General features: G+C 72.4%; 18 protein-coding genes and 1 pseudogene. 10 read left to right on the top strand and 9 right to left on the bottom strand.

The window, feature by feature from the left end:
- Positions 1-40 precede the first annotated feature (40 nt).
- Together ACZ6CL_RS10605 and ACZ6CL_RS10600 are read right to left on the bottom strand one after the other, a co-directional pair.
- Positions 41-709 carry a LuxR C-terminal-related transcriptional regulator gene (locus ACZ6CL_RS10605; RefSeq protein WP_450872605.1) on the bottom strand — a complete coding sequence of 223 codons (669 nt, stop codon included), beginning with the start codon at positions 707-709 and terminating at the stop codon, positions 41-43.
- An 84-nt stretch (positions 710-793) separates the two neighbouring features.
- Positions 794-2,068: a sensor histidine kinase gene (locus ACZ6CL_RS10600; protein ID WP_468933852.1), complete on the bottom strand. Its 1,275-nt coding sequence runs from the start codon at positions 2,066-2,068 to the stop codon at positions 794-796.
- 250 nt (positions 2,069-2,318) lie between these two features.
- Between ACZ6CL_RS10600 and ACZ6CL_RS10595 the strand changes: the two genes are divergently transcribed.
- Positions 2,319-4,517 carry an MMPL family transporter gene (locus ACZ6CL_RS10595; RefSeq protein ID WP_468933849.1) on the top strand — a complete coding sequence of 733 codons (2,199 nt, stop codon included), beginning with the start codon at positions 2,319-2,321 and terminating at the stop codon, positions 4,515-4,517.
- 68 nt (positions 4,518-4,585) lie between these two features.
- Here the strand turns inward: ACZ6CL_RS10595 and ACZ6CL_RS10590 are convergent, their stop codons facing one another.
- Complete coding sequence (locus tag ACZ6CL_RS10590) at positions 4,586-5,224, bottom strand: winged helix-turn-helix domain-containing protein (RefSeq protein WP_468933846.1); 639 nt, start codon at positions 5,222-5,224, stop codon at positions 4,586-4,588.
- Between the two features lie 365 nt (positions 5,225-5,589).
- Between ACZ6CL_RS10590 and ACZ6CL_RS10585 the strand changes: the two genes are divergently transcribed.
- Together ACZ6CL_RS10585 and ACZ6CL_RS10580 are read left to right on the top strand one after the other, a co-directional pair.
- Positions 5,590-5,958 (top strand): 5-carboxymethyl-2-hydroxymuconate Delta-isomerase, encoded by a 369-nt coding sequence (locus ACZ6CL_RS10585; RefSeq protein WP_468933843.1) that lies wholly within the window; start codon positions 5,590-5,592, stop codon positions 5,956-5,958.
- 168 nt (positions 5,959-6,126) lie between these two features.
- On the top strand, positions 6,127-6,567 hold the full coding sequence (locus ACZ6CL_RS10580) for an SPW repeat protein (protein WP_398301148.1): 441 nt from the start codon (positions 6,127-6,129) through the stop codon (positions 6,565-6,567).
- Between the two features lie 96 nt (positions 6,568-6,663).
- Here ACZ6CL_RS10580 and ACZ6CL_RS10575 read toward each other — a convergent pair whose 3' ends face one another.
- The gene (locus tag ACZ6CL_RS10575; protein ID WP_468933840.1) at positions 6,664-7,377 is read right to left on the bottom strand and encodes a DUF2848 domain-containing protein; all 714 of its coding nucleotides are present in this window, start codon (positions 7,375-7,377) and stop codon (positions 6,664-6,666) included.
- A gap of 160 nt (positions 7,378-7,537) precedes the next feature.
- Here ACZ6CL_RS10575 and ACZ6CL_RS10570 point away from each other — a divergent pair, with 160 nt between their 5' ends.
- The 3 genes from ACZ6CL_RS10570 (at position 7,538) to ACZ6CL_RS10560 (ending at position 10,167) form a co-directional block, all read left to right on the top strand.
- Complete coding sequence (locus ACZ6CL_RS10570) at positions 7,538-8,893, top strand: MFS transporter (RefSeq protein WP_468933838.1); 1,356 nt, start codon at positions 7,538-7,540, stop codon at positions 8,891-8,893.
- Between the two features lie 93 nt (positions 8,894-8,986).
- Positions 8,987-9,793, top strand: a complete 807-nt coding sequence (locus ACZ6CL_RS10565) for a carbon-nitrogen hydrolase family protein (protein ID WP_468933835.1) — start codon at positions 8,987-8,989, stop codon at positions 9,791-9,793.
- Positions 9,794-9,846: 53 nt separating this feature from the next.
- Complete coding sequence (locus ACZ6CL_RS10560; protein ID WP_468933832.1) at positions 9,847-10,167, top strand: cupin domain-containing protein; 321 nt, start codon at positions 9,847-9,849, stop codon at positions 10,165-10,167.
- Between the two features lie 71 nt (positions 10,168-10,238).
- Here the strand turns inward: ACZ6CL_RS10560 and ACZ6CL_RS10555 are convergent, their stop codons facing one another.
- Both ACZ6CL_RS10555 and ACZ6CL_RS10550 read right to left on the bottom strand, forming a co-directional pair.
- Positions 10,239-10,865: a GntR family transcriptional regulator gene (locus ACZ6CL_RS10555; protein ID WP_468935183.1), complete on the bottom strand. Its 627-nt coding sequence runs from the start codon at positions 10,863-10,865 to the stop codon at positions 10,239-10,241.
- Positions 10,866-10,996: 131 nt separating this feature from the next.
- On the bottom strand, positions 10,997-12,046 hold the full coding sequence (locus ACZ6CL_RS10550) for a medium chain dehydrogenase/reductase family protein (protein ID WP_468933829.1): 1,050 nt from the start codon (positions 12,044-12,046) through the stop codon (positions 10,997-10,999).
- Positions 12,047-12,260: 214 nt separating this feature from the next.
- On the opposite strand from ACZ6CL_RS10550, the gene ACZ6CL_RS10545 reads away from it, so the two are divergent.
- Complete coding sequence (locus tag ACZ6CL_RS10545) at positions 12,261-12,920, top strand: TetR/AcrR family transcriptional regulator (protein ID WP_468933826.1); 660 nt, start codon at positions 12,261-12,263, stop codon at positions 12,918-12,920.
- Positions 12,921-12,997: 77 nt separating this feature from the next.
- A complete protein-coding gene (locus tag ACZ6CL_RS10540; protein ID WP_468933824.1) occupies positions 12,998-13,486 on the top strand; it encodes an inorganic diphosphatase in 489 nt (162 codons plus the stop codon).
- Positions 13,487-13,506: 20 nt separating this feature from the next.
- Here the strand turns inward: ACZ6CL_RS10540 and ACZ6CL_RS10535 are convergent, their stop codons facing one another.
- Positions 13,507-15,495 (bottom strand): ABC transporter ATP-binding protein, encoded by a 1,989-nt coding sequence (locus ACZ6CL_RS10535; protein WP_468933821.1) that lies wholly within the window; start codon positions 15,493-15,495, stop codon positions 13,507-13,509.
- 200 nt (positions 15,496-15,695) lie between these two features.
- Between ACZ6CL_RS10535 and ACZ6CL_RS10530 the strand changes: the two are divergent.
- Positions 15,696-16,379 (top strand): annotated as a pseudogene (locus tag ACZ6CL_RS10530) (phosphatase PAP2 family protein); the annotation flags it as partial.
- Here the strand turns inward: ACZ6CL_RS10530 and ACZ6CL_RS10525 are convergent.
- Both ACZ6CL_RS10525 and ACZ6CL_RS10520 read right to left on the bottom strand, forming a co-directional pair.
- Positions 16,359-17,069, bottom strand: a complete 711-nt coding sequence (locus tag ACZ6CL_RS10525) for a response regulator transcription factor (protein WP_468933818.1) — start codon at positions 17,067-17,069, stop codon at positions 16,359-16,361. The pseudogene ACZ6CL_RS10530 and the gene ACZ6CL_RS10525 sit on opposite strands and share 21 nt — an antisense overlap.
- On the bottom strand, positions 17,053-18,462 hold the full coding sequence (locus ACZ6CL_RS10520) for a sensor histidine kinase (RefSeq protein WP_468933815.1): 1,410 nt from the start codon (positions 18,460-18,462) through the stop codon (positions 17,053-17,055). Before ACZ6CL_RS10520 ends, ACZ6CL_RS10525 begins: the two co-directional genes overlap by 17 nt.
- A 419-nt stretch (positions 18,463-18,881) precedes the next feature.
- Here ACZ6CL_RS10520 and ACZ6CL_RS10515 point away from each other — a divergent pair, with 419 nt between their 5' ends.
- Positions 18,882-19,472 (top strand): Ig-like domain-containing protein, encoded by a 591-nt coding sequence (locus ACZ6CL_RS10515; RefSeq protein ID WP_468933812.1) that lies wholly within the window; start codon positions 18,882-18,884, stop codon positions 19,470-19,472.
- Positions 19,473-19,478 lie beyond the last annotated feature (6 nt).

The raw sequence follows: 19,478 nt of genomic DNA, 5'->3' as shown, positions 1-19,478 counted from the left end.
GGGCGGGAGCAATGGGGCACGCGCGCCGGGGACGCGCCCGTCAGCTCCCGTTCGCCTCCGTCCGCCCCCGGTCCAGATACGCCAGCACGGCCAGCACCCGGCGGTTGTCGTCGTCGGACTGCGGCAGACCGAGCTTCCCGAAGATGTTCGAGGTGTGCTTGGCGACGGCCCGCTCGGTCACCACCAGCTGCGCCGCGATCGCCGTGTTCGACCGCCCCTGCGCCATCAGCTCCATCACCTCGCGCTCGCGCGGCGTCAGATGCCCCATCGGCTGGTCCTGGGAGCGCCGGGACAGCAGCTGCGAGATCACCTGCGGATCCATCGCCGTACCCCCCTCGGCGACCCGCCGCACCGCGTCGATGAACTGGTCCGCGTCGAAGACCCGGTCCTTGAGCAGATACCCGATGCCGCCGCTCCCGTCGGCCAGCAGCTCCCGCGCGTACAACTGCTCCACGTGCTGCGACAGCACCAGCACGGGCAGCCCCGGCCGCTCCCGGCGCGCCGCCAGCGCGCACTGCAGGCCCTCGTCGGTGAACGACGGGGGCAGCCGTACGTCCACCACGGCCACGTCCGGCTTCAGCTCCGCCAGCGCCCGCGTCAACTCCGGGCCGCTCTCGACGGCGGCCGCGATCTCGAAATCGTAGGCCTCCAGCATCCGCACCAACCCGTCCCTGAGCAGGAACAGATCCTCGGCAACGACTACGCGCACGGCGGGCTCCATGACGTCATCGGGCCCGGTACGGACTGCCGGGCCGAATGCGTCGAATGTACCGTCGTACCGCTGCCGCCGGGCTCAGACCGCCGGTCGCGGGGCGGTAGGGGTGCAGGGGATCTCCATCGTCACCATGGTCGGGCCGCCGGGCGGGCTGCTGACGGCGAGGATGCCGTCGAAGGTGCCCAGCCGCCGCTCGATCCCGCTGAGGCCACCGCCCTGGTCGACGCGGGCGCCGCCGCCGCCGTTGTCGGTGACCGCGATGCGCAGCATGCCCGCCTCGTGGTGGATGTCGAGCCACATGCGCTCGGCGCCGGAGTGCTTTGCCGCGTTGGTGAGGATCTCACTGACGGCGAAGTACGCGGCCGACTCGACCGGTTCCTCGAACCGGCCCGGAAGCTCCACCTCCGTCTCCACCGGGAGGGGCATCCGCAGGGCGAGGGCGCGCACCGCGTCACCGAGGCCCCGTTCGGCCAGGACGGGCGGGTGGATGCCGCGGACCAGGTCGCGCAGTTCGGCCAGGGCCTCGGCGGAGTTGGTGCGGGCCGCGGCGAGGAGTTCCTTGGCCTGGGCCGGGTCCTTCTCGATGAGCGCCTCGATGGTCCCCAGGCTCATGCCCATGGCGACGAGCCGGGCCTGTGCGCCGTCGTGCAGATCGCGCTCGATGCGGCGCAGCTCGGCGGCCGAGGTGTCCACGGCGTCGTGCCGGGTCTCGGTGAGCCGCTCGACGCGCGCGGCGAGGGCCATCTGCGGGGTGGGGTCGAGGAAGGCGCGGGTCAGCAGGAAGTGGGCGCGCAGCAGCACGGGGGAGGCGAACAGGCCGAGGGCGATGAAGCCGAGGCCGGTCAGGGCGGCGAGGTTCGCGGTCCCCTGCGAGGTCACGGGGACGAACGCGTACCAGTAGGTGCCGCCCGCGTCGACGATCGGCTCCCAGACCCCGGCGGCCAGGACGGAGCCCTCGACCCCGTACGGCGGGAAGGCGAAGGCCAGCAGCGCGACCACGTACCCGGCGGTCATGTCCACCTGGAGCCAGAGCAGGTCGCGCCAGGTCGCCGGGTCCTTCAGCAGGAAGGCGCACAGCTCCACCCGGCCGGTCACACCGGAGCGCCGGTCGTGGGGGAGCGGGCGGTACGGCATCCGGATCTGGACGCCGGACCACTGGGCGGCCAGCAGCCGGCGCCGATTGGCGTGGGCGCGCACCGCGCTGATCATCAACGGGGTGGTGAAGACTCCCAGGCCCAGCGGGATGAAGACGATGGACAGGATCGTCAGCACGGACAGCGTGATCGACACCAGCGCGAGAACGGATGCGCCGAGCCCCCGTAAACAGGCCAACAGTCTGCTGCGGACCTTCATCCGACGCCCTCCCGTGTGCTTCTGCCGCGGATCCCGCTGATCCGATGTCCTCAGTCTGCTGGACGCCGCATGATCGGTCACGGGGGCCGCGCTGCCTTCGGGGGTACACCTAACACCACCCCCGGGTCTCTCCTTATGTCCCGGGGATTCGGGGGTTGCCCGGCTGGGGCGGGATCGCGGCTTTTTCTAGCGTTGTGGACGTGACCGATCCGGTCCGCATTCAGTCCGTATCCCCAGTGGGAGAGACGCCATGAGCGCAACGAGGCAGGGCCTCGCCGTGCGGCTCGGTGGGTGGAGCACCCGCCACCGCAAGTCCGCGATCATCGGATGGCTGCTGTTCGTGGTCGTCGTCGCTGTTGTCGGCGGCATGTCCGGGTCGCGGCAGATGACCAATTCCGAGAACGGCGCGGGCGACTCCGCCCGCGCCCTGAAGATCCTTGAGGACGCCGGGGTCACCACACCGGCCAGTGAGATGGTGATGCTGCGCAGCGACGGCCCGGACGGCTGGCGGGCCGCGGCCGGTGATCTCACCGCCCGCTTGGAGAAGACCGGCGAGACCGCCCGGATCCAGCCACCGGTGCGCTCGGCCAGCGGCCGCGAGGGGCTGGTCACCTTCGAGCTGAAGGGCGATCCGGACACCGCGGGGGAGCGGGTGAAGCCCGTCCTGGCCGCGGTGGCGGCGACCGAGTCCGCCCACCAGGGGATCACCGCCCATGAGTTCGGCGACGCGACCGCGCAGCATGAGCTGGACGGCATGCTGGCGGACGACTTCAAGAAGGCCGAACTGACCGCCGTCCCCCTGGCGCTGGGCATCCTGCTGGTGGTCTTCGGGGCGCTGGTCGCGGCCCTGCTGCCGGTGCTGCTCGGGCTGACCGCCTGCGTCGGCACCTTCGGGCTGCTGGCCCTGGTCAGCCACAAGCTGCCGCTGTACGACTCCACCAACTCCGTGATGTTCCTGGTCGGGCTGGCCGTCGGCGTCGACTACTGCCTGTTCTACCTGCGGCGCGAGCGGGACGAGCGGGCCGCGGGCCGGGACCCGGAGACCGCGCTGCGCATCGCGGCGCAGACCAGCGGCCGGGCGGTGCTGATCTCGGGGATCACGGTCATGCTGGCGATGTCGGGCATGTTCCTGTCCGGGCTGATGCTCTTCCAGGGCTTCGCGGTCGCCACCCTGCTGGTCGTCCTGATGGCCATGCTGGGGTCGGTGACGGTTCTGCCCGCCACGCTGTCCTGGCTCGGCGACCGGATCGACAAGGGGCGGGTGCCGCTGCTGAACCGGCGTCGCCAGAAGGGCGTTCACCAGGCGAGCGGCGGGATCTCCGGCAAGCTCATGAAGCCCGTACTGGCCCGGCCGAAGCTGTTCGCCGCGATCTCGGGCGCCCTGCTGCTGGTGCTGTGCGCCCCCGCGCTCGGGATGAAGACCGAGAACCTCGGCATGGAGAAGCAGTTCGGCTCGGACGCCCCGCTGACCGTGGCGTACAAGGAGATCACCGGGGCGTTCCCGGGCGGCCCGGCCCCGGCCGAGGTGGTGCTGCGGGCCGACGACGTCTCCTCGCCCCGCTTCGGCGCGGCCGTCACCGACTTCAAGCAGCGGCTGGCCGACTCCGGCCGGTTCGGCAAGGCCGTCGAGGTCGAGCTGCACGCGAAGCAGGGCGTGGCCCGTATCGAGGTGCCCCTGGCGGGGAACGGCGAGAACGCGGAGTCGCGGCGGGCGCTGGACACCCTGCGCGACGACCTGGTGCCGGACATCCTCGGCCCGGTCTCCGATCAGGCCTACGTGGGCGGTGAGCTGGCCGGGAGCCGCGACTTCACCGACCAGCTGAAGGGCGACATCGCACCGGTCTTCGTCTTCATCGCCGCCGTGACCTTCCTGCTGATGCTGGTGTGCTTCCGCTCGCTGCCGATCGCGATCGTGTCGATCCTGCTCAACCTGCTGTCGGTGGGCGCCGCGTACGGCACCATGACCGCCGTCTTCCAGCACGGCTGGGGCGCGGAACTGCTCGGCATGGAACCGGCCGGGGCGATCGAGTCGTGGATGCCGCTGTTCGTCCTCGTCATCCTCTTCGGGCTGTCGATGGACTACCACGTGTTCGTCGTCTCGCGGATCCGTGAGGGGCGCGACCGGGGCCTGTCGACGCGCGACGCGATCCGCGAGGGCATCCGCTCGACGGCGGGCTCCGTCACCGGGGCGGCCGCCATCATGGTCGCGGTGTTCTCGGTCCTGGCGCTGCTGCGGATGCAGGACATGCAGCAGATGGGCGTCGGGCTCGCGGTCGCGGTGCTGGTGGACGCCACGCTCGTCCGGATGATGCTGCTGCCGTCGCTGATGGCGCTGCTCGGCGAGCGCAACTGGTACCTGCCGCGCGCGCTGCGGTGGCTGCCGAACGTCAGCCATGGCGAGGCTCCGGCCCCCGCGGAGTCCCGCCCGCTGGTGGGCGCCGAACGCTGAGAAGCGGCGCCCGCCGAGGAGCGCCGTACGAGCCGAGCCGCGGCCCGTACGGCGCTCCTTGCCGTGCTCTACGCGTTCGGCACGTACTTGTAGCCCACGCGCCGCACGGTCACGATCGACCCGCGGTGTTCCGCGCCCAACTTGCGGCGCAGCCGGGCGACATGGACGTCCACGGTGCGGCCGTCGCCGACGTGGCCGTACCCCCATACCGTCGTCACCAGCTGGTCGCGGGTGTGCACCCGGTGCGGGTGGGCGACGAGATGGGCCAGCAGCTCGAACTCCAGATAGGTGAGGTCGAGCGGATGCCCCGCGACCCGCACGGTCCGCTGGTCGGAGTCGATCCGCACCGGGCCGTGGTCCGTGGTGAGCGGGGTGCCGGACGGCGGCGCGGCGGGCGCGGTGGGTACGGCGGTGGCGGTGGCCGCGGCGCGTGTCCGGGGCTCCCGCTGGTCGGCCGGGACCAGCACCAGGTAGCCGATCATCGGCGGCTGTCCGGGGAGGGCGGGGACGGTGTGCGGGGGAGCGGGCAGCCAGGTGGCGCCGGGGTGCAGCAGGTCGTCGACCGGGGGCACCTCGTCCCGGGCGACGGCTCGTAGCCGCTGACGGCCGCTGAGCGGGTTACGACCGGTCGCGGCGGCGGGCGCGGTGGCGGCGGTCGCCGTGGGGGAGGTGGACGGGGAGGCGGAGAGGGTACGGACGTTCGTCATGGGAGTCAGCTCTTTCGCGCTAAGGGGCGTCGGTGGACGTCATGCGCGCGGGCTGGGCCGGGGGAGCCCCGGGCCGGGAGAGAAAAGCCCCCGGAGCCGGGCGGATGGCTGAGCGGCCGGGTGGGGCGGCGTCAGCAGCCGAGCGAGCGGGCCCGCGCAACGGATGCGCGGCAACACTCGCGGTCGAAGTGGTGCGCCTGCCGGGACGGCCAGAACGGCTCGAGGTCGAGACGACCTGTCGCGGCGTTGATGAGGCTGACCATGCCCCCTATTGAAGCAGAAGAACGGGCCGGGGCGCTCGGGTCCCGGGCAGGGTGCGACGATGCCCACTCCACTCTCGCAGAGCTGATGAGGAGTGCCCGCCCATGCCGCACATCGTCGTCGAATACTCCGACACCCTGACCGACGCCTTCGACCGCCAGGGATTCGGCACCGCCCTGCACCCGGTCGTCGCCAAGACCATCGACACCGGGGTGGCCGGGTGCAAGACCCGGTTCCGCCGGATCGAAGAGGCCGTCATCGGCGACGGGGCACCCCATCTCGCCATGATCCACATCGAGGTGGCGATCCTGTCCGGCCGGGACGCCGAGACCAAGGCGGAGCTGTCCCGCGCGGTGCTGGACGTCGCCCGCGCGCATGTGGCGCCGGTGTCTGGGCTGACCGTGCAGACCACCGTGAACATCAGCGACCTGGACCGCGCCTGGTACGCGAAGCACGAGGAGGCAACCCCGTAGTCCGCTGAGGCCTTTCGCGGGCCTCTCGGGTCTCGCGGGCCTCGCGGGCACCTCGGGTAGCGGAGCCAATCCGACATCTACCTATAAAGCAAGGCGAGGCGCACAATGGTGGTGCGGCGGTATTACCGCACTGCGCGGTCAGACTTGTGAACGAAGGAGGCGAGTCGTATGGCCGACGTCTCACGTACCCGAGGTGATCTCAAGGGCCACCCCGACGTGTCCGAGATGCGTGAGCGCTTCGCTCGCATGATGGACGCGCGGGACGTTGTCTTCCTCGACGGGCCGGTGCTGCTTGCCGGTCTGTACTTCGCCATCTCCCCCTGGGTGGTGCACTTCTCGAGCACCAGCCCCGACCTCATGGTCAACAACCTCGTCCTCGGCCTGGCCATCGCCCTGCTGGGCATCGGCCTCACATCGGCGCCGAGGAGGATGTACAGCCTGTGCTGGGCCATGTCCGCGATCGGTGTATGGATGATCATTTCTCCCTGGGTCGTTGCCAGGGGGCCGGATGCCGGAATGATCTGGAACAACGTGCTCATCGGCGCTCTCACCTGCCTGTTCGGCCTGATCGCCGCCGGCGTGGTGATGCGGAAGGGACGGGAGACCTGACCGAGAGCTGAACGACACGGAACCAGACGCTACGAGCGACAACGGACCAGGCCGACGGCCTGGTCCGTTGTCGCTCGTCGCTCGCGGCGTCTCGCGTCAGCCGATCGGCTCCGGCATCGGGACCACGTCGTAGGAGCATTCGATGGTGTCGCCGGTGGCCGGGTCGCCCAGCTCCACCCGCCAGCGGTCGGCGAACTGGTCGACACCTTCCGCCATCGGGATCGTCCCGGAGATCAGCACCGTGCCCGGCACCAGGCCGCCGCGCTCGCGCAGCACCTCGACCCAGTACGCGGGCGGCAGCAGCTCGGCCAGGGTGCCGCTCTGCACCTCGGTCTCCTCGCCGTCATGGGTGACCCAGGCCCGCAGGGTCAGTCCGTCCAGCCGCTCGGACACGTCCGCGAGGGGCCAGGCGCGGGCGCCGAGCACATCGGGGCCCGCGTTCTTGCTCCAGGCCACGCCGTGCACCTCCAGCTCCCGGTCGGTGTGGTCGCAGGCGGCGGTGAGCAGCAGCTCCCCGCCGTCGGCGACGATCAGCGCCCACTCCGCCTCGCCCGAGGTGCGGCCGTGCTGCACGCTGACCCGGCCGGTCTGCTGGGCGAGGTACGGGGAGACGGGGTAGAGGGCGGGCGTCACGCTGGGGGCGGGGACGCCCAGCTCGGCGAGTTCGGCGACATGGGCGGCCACGTCCTCCTGGCTGCGCCCGGCGTAGCCCGCGTTGAGCACCTGGGCGACCTCCACATGCCGGGTGGAGCCGTCGGGGAGCGTGAAGGTCAGGGCGGGGCGGGGGGACTGCGGGGGCTGCGTCGTCATGGGGCGTGCTCTCCAAATCGCGAGGAACTTCCCTCAGGGGGGTTGCGCATACGCTTGGTATACAACAAGTATGCCGGAAGCCCCGCATCACGCAACCACCCACCGGGCACCCTGCACCCACTCACCCCGCACCCACCCCGCACCACCCCGAGGACGAACCATGAAGCGCACCTCCCCGAGCGCACCAGAGCCCCGGGCGGACGGACCCGCGGTCCGCCGCGCCTTCGTCGCCAGCCTGACCGGAACCGCCCTGGAGTGGTACGACTTCGCCGTCTACTCCGCCGCCGCGGCACTGGTCTTCGGCGACCTCTTCTTCCCCTCCAAGGACCCGTTCACCGGCACCCTCCTGGCGTTCTCCACCTACGCCGTCGGCTATGTCTCCCGCCCGCTGGGCGGCTTCGTCTTCGGTCGTCTCGGAGACGTCATCGGCCGCAAGAAGGTACTCATCGCGACCCTGGTGCTCATCGGCGCCGCGACCCTGCTGATCGGGCTGCTGCCCACCTACGCCACCGTCGGTGTCGCGGCCCCCGCCGCCCTGGTGCTGCTGCGCTTCGCCCAGGGCGTCGGCGTGGGCGGCGAGTGGGGCGGCGCGGTGCTGCTGTCCAGCGAGTACGGCGATCCGCGGCGGCGCGGCTTCTTCGCCTCGGCCGCCCAGGTCGGGCCGCCCGCGGGCAATCTGCTCGCCAACGGGGTGCTCGCGGTACTGGGCATCGCGCTGACGGAGGACCAGTTCCTGTCCTGGGGCTGGCGGGTGGCGTTCCTCCTCTCCGGCGTGCTGGTGGTGTTCGGACTGTGGATCCGCGCCAAGCTGGAGGAGACCCCGGTCTTCCGGGCCATGGAGGCCGCGCAGGACCGCCCCGAGGCTCCGGTGCGCGAGGTGTTCACCTCCCAGCCCCGGGCGCTGGCCGCGGCGATCCTCTCCCGCATCGCCCCCGATGTGCTGTACGCGATGTTCACCGTCTTCGTGCTCACCTACGCCACCGGCGAGCTGGGTATGTCGCGCGGCTCCGCGCTGGCTGCCGTCCTCATCGGCTCCTCCCTCCAGATCTTCCTGATCCCGCTGGCCGGAGCGCTCTCCGACCGCGTCAACCGGCGGTGGCTGTACGGTCTTTCCGCCGTCGCCGCGGGTGTCTGGCCCTTCGTCTTCTTCCCGCTGGTCGCGGGCGGCAGCTGGCCGCTGCTCACCCTGGGTGTGATCGTGGCGCTGGTGATCCATTCGCTGATGTACGGACCGCAGGCGGCCTTCATCGCCGAGCAGTTCTCACCGCGGCTGCGCTATACGGGCTCCTCTCTCGCGTACACCCTGGCCGGAGTCGTCGGCGGGGCGATCGCGCCGCTGCTGTTCACGACGCTGCTCGGTACGTACCGTGCCTGGCAGCCGCTGGCGCTCTACATCGCGCTCACGGCGGTGGTCACGGTGGCCGGGCTGTGGCTGGGCCGGGACGCGGCGCCCGCGGAGGACGAGGAGCCGGACGGCCTGGCCGCACCGCACCACGCGTCCGCCGCGACCGGTTGACGCCCCCCCGCGATGGGCAGCCCCGCTCCTCCCGGGGCATCATCGCCAGATCACCACTCACCGCCGCGCCGACCAGGGAAGGCAACACACCCCATGCGCATCGCACTGAGCCAGATCACCACCGGTCCGGATCCGAAGGCGAACCTCGTCACGCTGCGCGAGCAGGCGCTGCGCGCGGCGGCCGAGGGCGCCCGGCTGGTGGTCTTCCCGGAGGCCGCCATGGCGTGCTTCGGGACCCGGCTGGGCCCGCTCGCCGAACCGCTGGACGGCCCCTGGGCCACCGAGGTCCGGCGGATCGCGCAGGACGCCGGGCTCGTGGTCGTGGCGGGCATGTTCACCCCGGCCCCCGACGGACGGGTCACCAACACCCTGCTGGCCACCGGCCCCGGGGTCGAGGCCGCGTACGACAAGATCCATCTGTATGACGCCTTCGGTTTCGCGGAGTCCAAGACCGTGGCCCCGGGCTCCCAGGTGGTCACCTTCGAACTGGACGACGTCCGGATCGGCCTCGCCACCTGCTACGACGTGCGCTTCCCGGAGCTGTTCCGGGCGCACGCCGACGCGGGCGCGGTGCTCTCGCTGCTTCCGGCCTCCTGGGGCGCGGGCCCCGGCAAGCGTGAGCAGTGGGAGCTGCTGACCCGGGCGCGGGCGCTGGACGCCACCGTATGGCTGGCCGCCGTGGGCCAGGCCGACCCGGCGGCGAGCGGCGCCGAGGTGCCCTCGACGAGCGCCCCCACCGGCATCGGATACAGCGCCCTCGTAGGCCCCGACGGGACCGTGCGCGAGCGGCTGGAGGCGGCGCCCGGACTGCTGGTGGCGGACGTCGGCACCGAGGAGGTCGCGGCGGTGCGGCGCACGGTGTCCGTCCTGGCCAACCGCAAGCTGGGCACCCAGGCATGAGCGGGCGGGCCAAACCTGAGCTGGAGTTCCACCGTCCCTCGGGAGCCTGGCAGGTGCCTGAGGGGGCCGTCCCGGGTGTCCGGGAGCAGACCCTCGCCGCGGACGGGAGCGGTGCGCGTCGCACGGCGCTCGTCCGGTGGGAGCCGGGCACCGACACCTCGCGGTCCGGAGTCGTCCGCCATGACTGCTGGGAGGAGGTCTACCTCCTCGAGGGCGACATGCGCGACCTGACGCTGGGGCGGACCTTCTCGCGGGGGGACTACGCGTGCCGCCCGCCGGGCATGCCCCATGGTCCGTGGGCCTCCGAGCACGGGGTGACGATGCTGGTGATCACCTACCCGGAAGCCGACTCCGAGACCCCGGCCGGGGCTTGAGGCGGCCCGGGCGCCTCAAGGCAGCCCGAGGGTCAAGGTGCTCCAGGACTGGCGCGGTCCCGGGGAGCGGCTCACCCCGCGAGCAGCACCTTGAGCGTCGACTCCAGGTGACCACTGATCGCGGTGCGTGCCGCCTCCGGGTCTCCGGAGGCCACCGCGTCCAGGATCGCCTGGTGCTCGGCGAGCACCGCCTGCTGGCGGCCGGTCCGGTTGTACAGCGCCACCACCCCGGCCCGGATCTGACGGCTGCGCAGCCCGTCGTAGTGCCGGTTGAGGAGAGCGTTGCCCACCGAGGCGACCATGGTCGCGTGGAAGAGGTGGTCCACGGCGATGAATTCCTTGGCGTGCTCGGGCCCGCTGAGCCCGCGCTGCCGCTCGAGCAGCTCCGTCAGCTCCTCGACCGGCACCTTCCGCTGCTCGATGGCCTGCTCCGCGGCGTAGCGCTCGACGATCCCGCGCAGCTCCATCAGCTCGGTGATCTCCCGGCCGGACAGCGGCGCGATCTGCGCACCCCGCTTGGGCACCAACTGGACCAGATCCTCGGCCGCGAGCAGCAGCAGCGCCTCGCGGATGGGGGTGCGGGAGATGCCGATCCGGTCGGCGATCTCCTGCTCGGTGAGGAACCGGCCCTGCATGTCGGGATCGGTCAGCACGGTCTCCTTGAGGAACGCGTACGCCTTTTCTCGTCCGGACTGCACTGGGCCCATGCCTCCTCGCATACCACTCGTATACGAAAATTATCACGGTGAGGAGGGTGGGGAGGGCGAGGAAGGCCAGGAGCCCGGCGCTCAAGAGGCCTTGCCGCTCAGTGCTCATGAGCCCTCGCCGGTCATGAGCCCTCGCCGGTCACGAGGATGACTTTGCCGGTGACCGTGCCGGACTCCGCCAGCCGCATCGCCCGCGCGGCCTCGGCGAGCGGAATCCGCGCGGCCACCTGGGCGGTGAGCTCACCGCTCGCGAGCAGCGCGAGGACCTGGCCCAGATCCTCCCGCACCCGCGCCTGGTAGGCGGCGCGCCGCCGCCTGCCCGCCCACAGGTTGTAGAAGTGCGCCTTCCGGCCGTTGGGCAGCAGATTCCACAGCATGAGCCGGGCGAGCAGCTTGAGGACCGGCGCCCGGGATGAGCCGGGCACGTCCCGGGTGGCCGCCGTGCCGTACGAGACGAGCGTGCCGCCGCGGGCCAGCAGCCGGAACGACTCCACGATGCCCTCGCCGCCGATGTGGTCGAAGACCGCGTCCACCCCGCCGGGTGCCAGCTCGCGCACGCGCGCGCCCAGATCGGGGTCGCGGTAGTCGACGGGGGTGGCGCCCAGCGCCCGCACCGCGTCGTGGTGGCGGGGCGACGCGGTGCCGATGACCGCGATTCCGGCCCGGCGGGCGAGCTGGACCAGGGTGGACCCCACCCCGCCGTTGGCCCCGTGGACCAGCACGGTCATCCCGGCGCGGGCCCCGGCCACCCGGTGCAGCATCTGCCACGCCGTGATCCCGTTGACCACCACCGTCTCGGCTTCGGCCGCGCCCACGCCATCCGGCACGGCGACCAGATCGCCCGCGTCGACCAGGACATGGCTGGCCCATCCGCCGACCTTGGTCAGCACGGCGAACCGCCCGCCCCGCAGCCCCGGATCAACCCCCGCGCCCGTCGCGGCGACTGTGCCCACCAGGTCGTATCCGGGCACGAAGGGGAACGGCGGCTGGTCGTAGTACTTGCCGCGGCGCATCTGCTGCTCGGCGAAGGAGATCCCGGACGCCTCGACGGCCACCAGGACCTGGCCGGGGCCGGGTTCGGGCACCGCGCGGGAGCGGAGCTGAAGCCCCTCCGGATCCACCGGACCGGGCAGGACGATTTCGGTGAGCACCTCGGTGTCGGTGAGCGGCATGGCAAGGCCTCATTTCTCGTGAGGTGGGGAGGTTCGTGAGGTCGGGAGGTTCGTGAGGTCGTGAAGGCGTGAGGTCTTCTATCGGATGTGAGAACTTCTAACGAAACAATGAGCCTGTTACCCTCGATGTGTCAAGCCCCGTTTTTACGGTCCGAGCTCCGCTCAAGGTCCGCACGAGGGCCGTACGACCGCACGAGAAGGGAAGGGCGCGCCCATGGCCACAGCACGGCGAGAGCGCTACCGGCAGCAGACGCGGGAGGAGGCCAAGGCCGTGGCCCTGACCCAGCTCGCCGAGTCGGGCACGGCGGGCATCTCGGTGAACGCGATCGCGAAGGCGATGGGCATGACCGGCCCCGCGCTCTACCGCTACTTCGCGGGCCGGGACGAGCTGCTGACCGAGCTGATCACCGACGCCTACCGCGATCTGGCCGCGGTGTCCTCCGCCGCCGTCGAGGCCGCCGCCCCCGCCGACCGCTTCCGCGTCCTCGCCCACGCCCTGCGCGACTGGGCCAAGCGGCAGCCCGACCGCTACCTGCTCATCTACGGCACCCCGGTGCCCGGATACCAGGCGCCCGCCGAGACCACCGAGATCGCCGGTTCCCTGATGCGCACCATCCTCGACGCCTGCGCCACCCTGGACCGCGCCACCGCCCCGACCCCGCTCGAAGCCGAGCTTTCGCGGCAGCTGGAGGGCGTGGGCCCCTGGGCCCCCGGCCCGGAGCCGGACGGCGAGCTGAAGAGCCGTGCCCTGGCCACCTGGACCCGGCTGCACGGGGTGATCAGCCTTGAAGTGCAGGGCCAGTTCAGCGGGATGGGCTTCGATCCGGGGGCGCTCTTCGAGGCCGAGGTCGGCGCCCTCGTACGCGGTGCGTGAACCGCCCTCGTACGCGGTGCGTGAGCCGCTCGCACGGCGCACACTGGAAGGACGCCCACCGGTGACCGGAGGTCGCGATGGAGTCCGCCGCCGAATTCGACGTCGTCGTGGAGATCCCCGAGGGGTCCCGCAACAAATACGAGATGGACCATGAGGCCGGGCGCATCCGGCTGGACCGGATGCTGTTCACCGCCACGAAATACCCGGCCGACTACGGCTATATCGACCACACCCTCGGCCGCGACGGCGACCCGCTCGACGCCCTGGTCACCGTCGGCGAGCCCACCTTCCCCGGCTGCGTGATCCTTTGCCGGGCCATCGGCATGTACTGCATGCGGGACGAGAAGGGGCCGGACGAGAAGATCCTGTGCGTGCCCGCCCACGATCCGCGCTATGTGGACGTCCAGGACATCGATGACGTGCCCGAGTTCGACCGCATGGAGATCACCCACTTCTTCGACGTCTACAAGGACCTCGAACCCGGCAAGTCCGTCGAGGGATCACACTGGGAGGGCCGCGAGGCCGCGTACGCCGAGATCGCCGCGTCCCGTGCCCGCGTGGCCTGAGGGCGGACCGCACGACACTTTCAGGACGTCCCGCCACGACGCGGGGCGGGCACCCCACGGTCGTTCTGCAGCTCCCACAACTCCCGGAAGAGGCCCGGCGATCGGGTCAGTTCCTCGAACGTGCCCTGCTGGATCACCCGGCCCCGGTCCAGCACCACGATCCGGTCGGCCACCGCGACGTTCGCCAGCCGGTGCGTGACCAGCACGACCGCGCGGTCCCGCGCCATCCGTCGCAGCCCGGCGAAGATCCGGTGCTCGGCGCGCGCGTCCAGGGCGCTGGTCGGCTCGTCCATCACCAGCAGCCCGGCGGGCCGGTGGAACGCGCGGGCCAGCGCGATCCGCTGCCACTGCCCGCCGGACAGCTCCACCCCGCCCCACCACTGCCGGGCCAGCAGTGTGTCAAGGCCGCTGCGCAGCCCGTCGACCACCTCATGCGCACCGGAGTGGACGGCCGCCGCCCGGACCGTCTCGTCCCCGCCGTGCGGCTGCCCGAGCGTGATGTTGTCGCGCGCGGACAGCGGCCAGTGCGCGTAGTCCTGCGGCACGACGGCGGTGTGCCGCCACATCGCCTGCGGCTCCAGCTCCGCGGTGCTCGTACCGTCCCAGGTCACCGCGCCCCCGGTGGGCAGGTACAGCCCGGTCAGCAGCTTGCTCAGGGTGGTCTTGCCGGAACCGTTCTCCCCGACCAGCGCCAGCACTTCGCCGCGCCGCACCTCAAGGCTCACCTCGGCGAGCGCCGGAGCGCCGGACCCCGAGGACTCCGGATAGGCGTACGTCAGCCCCTCGGCGCGGATCACCCGCGGTACCTCCGGCACCCGGCTGCCGCGGCGCATCCGGTGCCCGCCCGCCTCCTCGATGAACTCCGCCCAGTCGTCCAGGTACAGCCCCGTACGGAACAGCCGCGTCCCGTACCCGACCATCCCCTGCAGCGACGCGCCCACCGTCCGCAGCGCGAACACCGCGGTCCCCGCCGAGGCCACCGACATCTGCCCCGAGCCCAGCAGCAACGCCAGTGACGCCCACACCAGACCCGACGCGAACCCTCCGGCCAGCGCCCCCGCCACCGCGTACCGGGCGCCCCGGTGCACCGCCTTGTCGGTCGCGGCGTCCACCCGCGCGCCGATCGCCCGGTACCGCTCCAGGAGGAACGACGCCATGGTGCCGGAGCGCAGCTGATCGGCGATGTCCTTGTCCACCATGTACCAGCGCAGCAGCCCGAGCGTGCGCCGGTCCGCGCTCATCGCCCGGCTCGTCTCGTAACTCACCCGCGCGCCCTTCATCCCCGCGATGCCCTGCGGCAGCGCGGCCAGCGTCAACAGCGGCAGCAGCGCCGGATGCAGCACGGTCACCACCCCGGCCGCCGCGATCAGTGAGCACAGACACGCCATCAGCTGCTGCGACTCGACGATCAGATCCTGCGCGACCTCGGCGCCCCGGTCCGCCGCGTCCCACTTGTCGTTGAACCCGGGGTTGTCGTACGCCGCCAGCTCCGCGTTGATCGCCGCGTCCAGCATCTGGGTCTCGGCCTCCCGCGAGATCCGTGGCGAGAGCCTGCTGGAGATGTTCGACACCGCGATGCCGAGCAGCGCCCGCAGCCCCGCCGCCCCGGCCAGCACCGCGATCGACGGCAGCGCCTCCCGCAGCCGCTCGCCGATGTGCCCGGACGAGATGAGCGCCGTGATGGTGCCGGTCGTCGCCAGCAGCCCGAACGCCTCGAAGAACCCCGCGAGCGCCTGGCACAGCAGCAGCGCCACCACCGCCCGGCGGTCCACCCGCCACGCCAACCCCAGGGAGCGGCACACCAGTTGCGGCAGGCGGCGGGCCATGGCCCGGGTGGTGATCGTCTCCAGGGCCACGGGCGTGGGCGGCCGGAACCGGAACTCCTCACCGGGCTCGTCCGGTTGTCCTGCCGGTTGCTCCGGCGGCTGTTCGTCCGGCGGTTCTGCCGGTTGCTCCGGCGTCCGTTCCGGCGGTTCTGCCGGTTGCCCGGCGGTCTGCGACGCTGCCACGGGTCCCCCTGAACGATGCGGTCCAGCACGGCGGTGCGGGTCACCTTGCCGCAAAGCCGTGGGCGTCGCAGGGCGTACGACGGAGGTCCACACGATCGGGGACGCTCCTGATGCCTCCCCGTCAACCCCGACCATCGTCCAGGTCCCGCCCTGCCGTTCGGCCCGGGTTTCCGGACCGCGTCGCTCCTACGTTCGGGGTCATGCGAACCCACTCTCACTCCACCTCCCGGCTCCTGTGGGCCGCGGCGCTGCTCGCCGCGGGCGCGGGGGCGGTCGCCGGGCTCTCCCCGGGCGGGCTGGGGGACCCCGGTCCGGTCGAGGTCAGATACGGAGCCTCGGCATCCGCGTACCGTGCGCTGACCGGAGCGGTGGCCGGCGCTCCGGCGGCCCTTCTGGAGGCGGCGAGCGAGGGCACCGTGGCCGTCCTCGGACTGCTGCTGGCCTTATTGGGGTGGACGGCGCTGCGCCGTGGGGAGGCGCGCGGCATCGCCGGGACCGCCCTGGTCGGCCTCGGCACCGTGGCCGCCTACGCGCTCAGCGAGGCCCTGAAGCTGGTGGTGGACGAGGAGCGGCCCTGCCGTGCCGTGCGGTCAGCCGCGGCGATGGCCCACTGCCCCGCGCCGGGGGACTGGTCGTTCCCCAGCAACCACGCCACCCTGGCCGCTGCCCTCTCGATCGGCACGGCCGTCCTGCGGCCGCGCTGGGCCGCCCTGGCGCTGCCGACGGCCGCGGCGGCGGCGCTGCTGCGCGTCCTGGCCGGGGTGCACTATCCGCACGACGTACTCGCCGGGGCGATCCTGGGCGCGTGCGTCGTGACGGCCGCGCTGCTCGCGCTGGAGCCGCTCGCCGTACGCGTCACCTCGCTATGGCTCGGACGGCGGGGTGACGACACCGGCCTCATGCGCCACGACGGCGGCCGCGGCCCGGTTGTCCACCCCCAGCCGGGCCAGGATGGAGCTGACGTGCGCCTTGACCGTCCCCTCCACCACATGGAGACGACGGGCGATCTGCCCGTTCGACAGCCCGCCGCCGAGGAAGGCCAGCACCTCGCGCTCCCGGGCGGTGAGCGCCGCGACCCGCTCCCGGGCCGCGCCGCGCCGACCGGCTACGGCACCGGCGCCGCCCGCCGCGAGGTGCGCGACCACCCGGGCGGCGACCTTCGGTGACAGATAGGCGGCGCCGTCGGCCACCGCGCGGACCCCCGCGATCAGTTCCTCCGGCTCACCTGACTTGATCAGGAAACCGGCCGCGCCGCCGCCGAGCGCCCGCAGGATGTAGTCGTCCTCCCCGAACGTCGTCAGCATGATCACCCCGGTCTCCGGCACTGTCCTGCGGATCTCCTCTGCCGCCTCGATCCCGCCCATCACCGGCATCCGGATGTCGAGGACGGCCACCCGCGGGCGGTGCCGCCGCACCAGCTCCACGGCGTCCCGGCCGTCGGCCGCCTCGGCGACGACGTCGATGGCCGGATCGGTGGCCAGTACGGCCCGTACGCCCGCGCGGATCATCGCCTCGTCGTCGGCGACCAGCACCCGGATCACCGGCAGCCCAGGGGAATTACGGCGTGAGGGCATCGCGCGCCACCAGAACGTCCCCGCGGAAGCACAGCCGGTACGCGTCCCCGGAACGGTCGTCGAAACGGTCCGCCGTCATCGCGTAGTACTCGCATCTGATGCCCTGTCCCTCCGGTTCCGCGGCGGAGGGGCGATCGGTCATCTGACGGTCCGGCAGCACCCGCTCCACCTCGGAGCGATCCTGCCCCACCCGCAGCCGGGCGAAGTCATCCGGGTCCAGCACCGCGCGCGACGCCGTCACCCAGTCCCACCCCATCAGCGCGGCGCTCAGCCCCGCGCCGGTCACCAGCGGCACCATGACGGCCGCGATCAGCACCCGCCGCATGCGGTGGCGCGCGCGATGGTGTTCCTGGCGGGCCTCTGGAACGGTCCGTTCCGGAGGCGTATGCGGAAGCCGGGCCTCGACGGCGAAGCCGCCGCCCCGGGGGCCGTACGTGAACGAGCCCCCGGCCAGTGTCACGCGCTCCTCGAGCCCGCTGAGCCCACGCCCCCCGCTCCGCGCACGCGGACCCGTTGCGTGCCCCTCCGCGTTCTCCACCCGGACGACCGTCTCCGCCTCCCCGCACACCACCCGGACGGTCACCGCCGCACCGGGCGCGTGCTTGGCGGCGTTGGTCAGCGCCTCCTGGACGACGCGGTACGCGGTCCGCTCCACCAGCGGCGGCAGCCCCGTATCAGCCCCTTCCGCCCCTTCCGCCCCTTCCGCCCGCTCGGCGTCCTCGGCGTCCTCGGCGCCCTCGGTGCGGAGTTCGACGGCGAGCCCGGCGGCGGCAGCCTCGTCGACCAGCCGCGCGAGGGAGGCGGTGGAGGCCTCCTCGCGCAGCACCCCGATCACCTCCCCGAGCCGGTCCACCGCGACCTCCGCCCGCGCCCTGATGTCCCGCGCGGTCCGCCGGTGGCCCTCCGCCAGCCCGGGCGCCAGCTTCAGCGCGCCCGCCGACAGCGCGATCAGGCTGAGGTCATGCCCGAGGACGTCATGCATGTCCCGCGCGATCCGGGCCCGCTCCCGCAGCCTGGCGCGCTCGGCGACCAACCACCGCTCGCGCTCCGCCTGTTCGGCCCGCTCCCAGCCCGCCCGCACCAGCTCCTGGTACTGCCGCCAGAAACGTCCCGCGAACCACGGCACCATGACGCCGCACACCACCACCCCCACGAACCGGCTCCCCAGCCCGAGCAGGCTCGGCACCACCGCCGCCGCGACGACCCCCGCCGAGACCACCGCCGCGAACGCCAGCACCGCGGCCCCCGTCCGCCCGCGCCCCCTCCCCACCCGGAACGCGGCCACCGCGGTGGGCACCACCCACCACAGGCTCACCACACTCAACCCGGCCCCCACGGCCGCCCCCGCCACCGGCAGTCGGTCCCGCCCCACGACCCGCGCAATCGTCTTCACCGGCCAGACGCTACGGAACCCGGGCCCGCCCGGACACTGCCGAAAGTCCAACCTCGCCCCTCCCGTACGCGCCCCCGACGCGAACACGCACCACGCCGCACACCGCTCGCGCGGTGCGCACCGGTCAGGAAACCCGCGCATCGGCGGTACGCGCGGCGCACACGGCGCGAGTCGCTGAGCGCTGCGCCATTCAGGGCAATTCGCCCTCGCGCACCTGGCGTTGTGCCACTATCCGCGCGCCTACTGGTGCTACAGACCGGTGGGTTCCACGTCCGCCGGGGGACGGTGACGCGGGCAGGCCCCGGCGTCGATCGCCGTAAGTGTGCACCCCCTGGCACCCGATGCGCCGCCGCGCCCTGATCAAGGCGTCGGCCTGGCGACCAACGGCCTACCACTCCACCTCACTTGGAGGGCCCATCATGGCTTCCCCCACCATCACCCTGGTGACGGCATCGCCGAACCCGGCGACGTTCGGACAGTCGGTCACACTCACCGCCACCGTCATCCCGCTCGGCGCTGGCACCCCCACCGGCACCGTCACCTTCACCATCACCGGCGGCCCCATCCTGACGGGGACGCTGTCGGGCGGTACGACCTCGGTCACCGCCTCCGGGCTGAGCGCCGGTGTCCATCCCGCCGTCGCCACCTACAGCGGCGACACCAACTTCCTCTCCTCCACCGGTGCCACCGTCATCGCGGTCGTCCAGGCCTCGACGACGACCTCGGTGGCGTCCACCCCGGACCCGTCGACGCTCGGTTCCCCGGTGACGTTCACGGCCACCGTCACGCCCGTCGCACCCGGCGCGGGCGCCCCGACGGGGACGATGACCTTCGTCATCGGCGGCTCGGGCGGCGGCACCTTCATCCAGCCCGTGACGGCCGGCGTGGCCACGCTGACGCTCAGCACCCTGGGCATCGGCACCCACCCCGTGATCGCCATCTACACCGGCGACGCCAGTTTCCTGCCGTCCTCCGGCACCGACACCCACACGGTGAACCCCGCCTCCTAGCCCCCG

Source organism: Streptomyces sp. NPDC041200 (assembly GCF_055591805.1).
This window is presented reverse-complemented; position numbering and strand designations above follow the sequence as displayed.

Bases quoted from the DNA above. Each gene is read 5' to 3' on its own strand.
- ACZ6CL_RS10600 (WP_468933852.1), bottom strand. From the start codon at position 2,068: ATGAAGGTCCGCAGCAGACTGTTGGCCTGTTTACGGGGGCTCGGCGCA.
- ACZ6CL_RS10595 (WP_468933849.1), top strand. From the start codon at position 2,319: ATGAGCGCAACGAGGCAGGGCCTCGCCGTGCGGCTCGGTGGGTGGAGC.
- ACZ6CL_RS10590 (WP_468933846.1), bottom strand. From the start codon at position 5,224: ATGACGAACGTCCGTACCCTCTCCGCCTCCCCGTCCACCTCCCCCACG.
- ACZ6CL_RS10585 (WP_468933843.1), top strand. From the start codon at position 5,590: ATGCCGCACATCGTCGTCGAATACTCCGACACCCTGACCGACGCCTTC.
- ACZ6CL_RS10580 (WP_398301148.1), top strand. From the start codon at position 6,127: ATGGCCGACGTCTCACGTACCCGAGGTGATCTCAAGGGCCACCCCGAC.
- ACZ6CL_RS10575 (WP_468933840.1), bottom strand. From the start codon at position 7,377: ATGACGACGCAGCCCCCGCAGTCCCCCCGCCCCGCCCTGACCTTCACG.
- ACZ6CL_RS10570 (WP_468933838.1), top strand. From the start codon at position 7,538: ATGAAGCGCACCTCCCCGAGCGCACCAGAGCCCCGGGCGGACGGACCC.
- ACZ6CL_RS10565 (WP_468933835.1), top strand. From the start codon at position 8,987: ATGCGCATCGCACTGAGCCAGATCACCACCGGTCCGGATCCGAAGGCG.
- ACZ6CL_RS10550 (WP_468933829.1), bottom strand. From the start codon at position 12,046: ATGCCGCTCACCGACACCGAGGTGCTCACCGAAATCGTCCTGCCCGGT.
- ACZ6CL_RS10545 (WP_468933826.1), top strand. From the start codon at position 12,261: ATGGCCACAGCACGGCGAGAGCGCTACCGGCAGCAGACGCGGGAGGAG.
- ACZ6CL_RS10540 (WP_468933824.1), top strand. From the start codon at position 12,998: ATGGAGTCCGCCGCCGAATTCGACGTCGTCGTGGAGATCCCCGAGGGG.
- ACZ6CL_RS10525 (WP_468933818.1), bottom strand. From the start codon at position 17,069: ATGCCCTCACGCCGTAATTCCCCTGGGCTGCCGGTGATCCGGGTGCTG.
- ACZ6CL_RS10515 (WP_468933812.1), top strand. From the start codon at position 18,882: ATGGCTTCCCCCACCATCACCCTGGTGACGGCATCGCCGAACCCGGCG.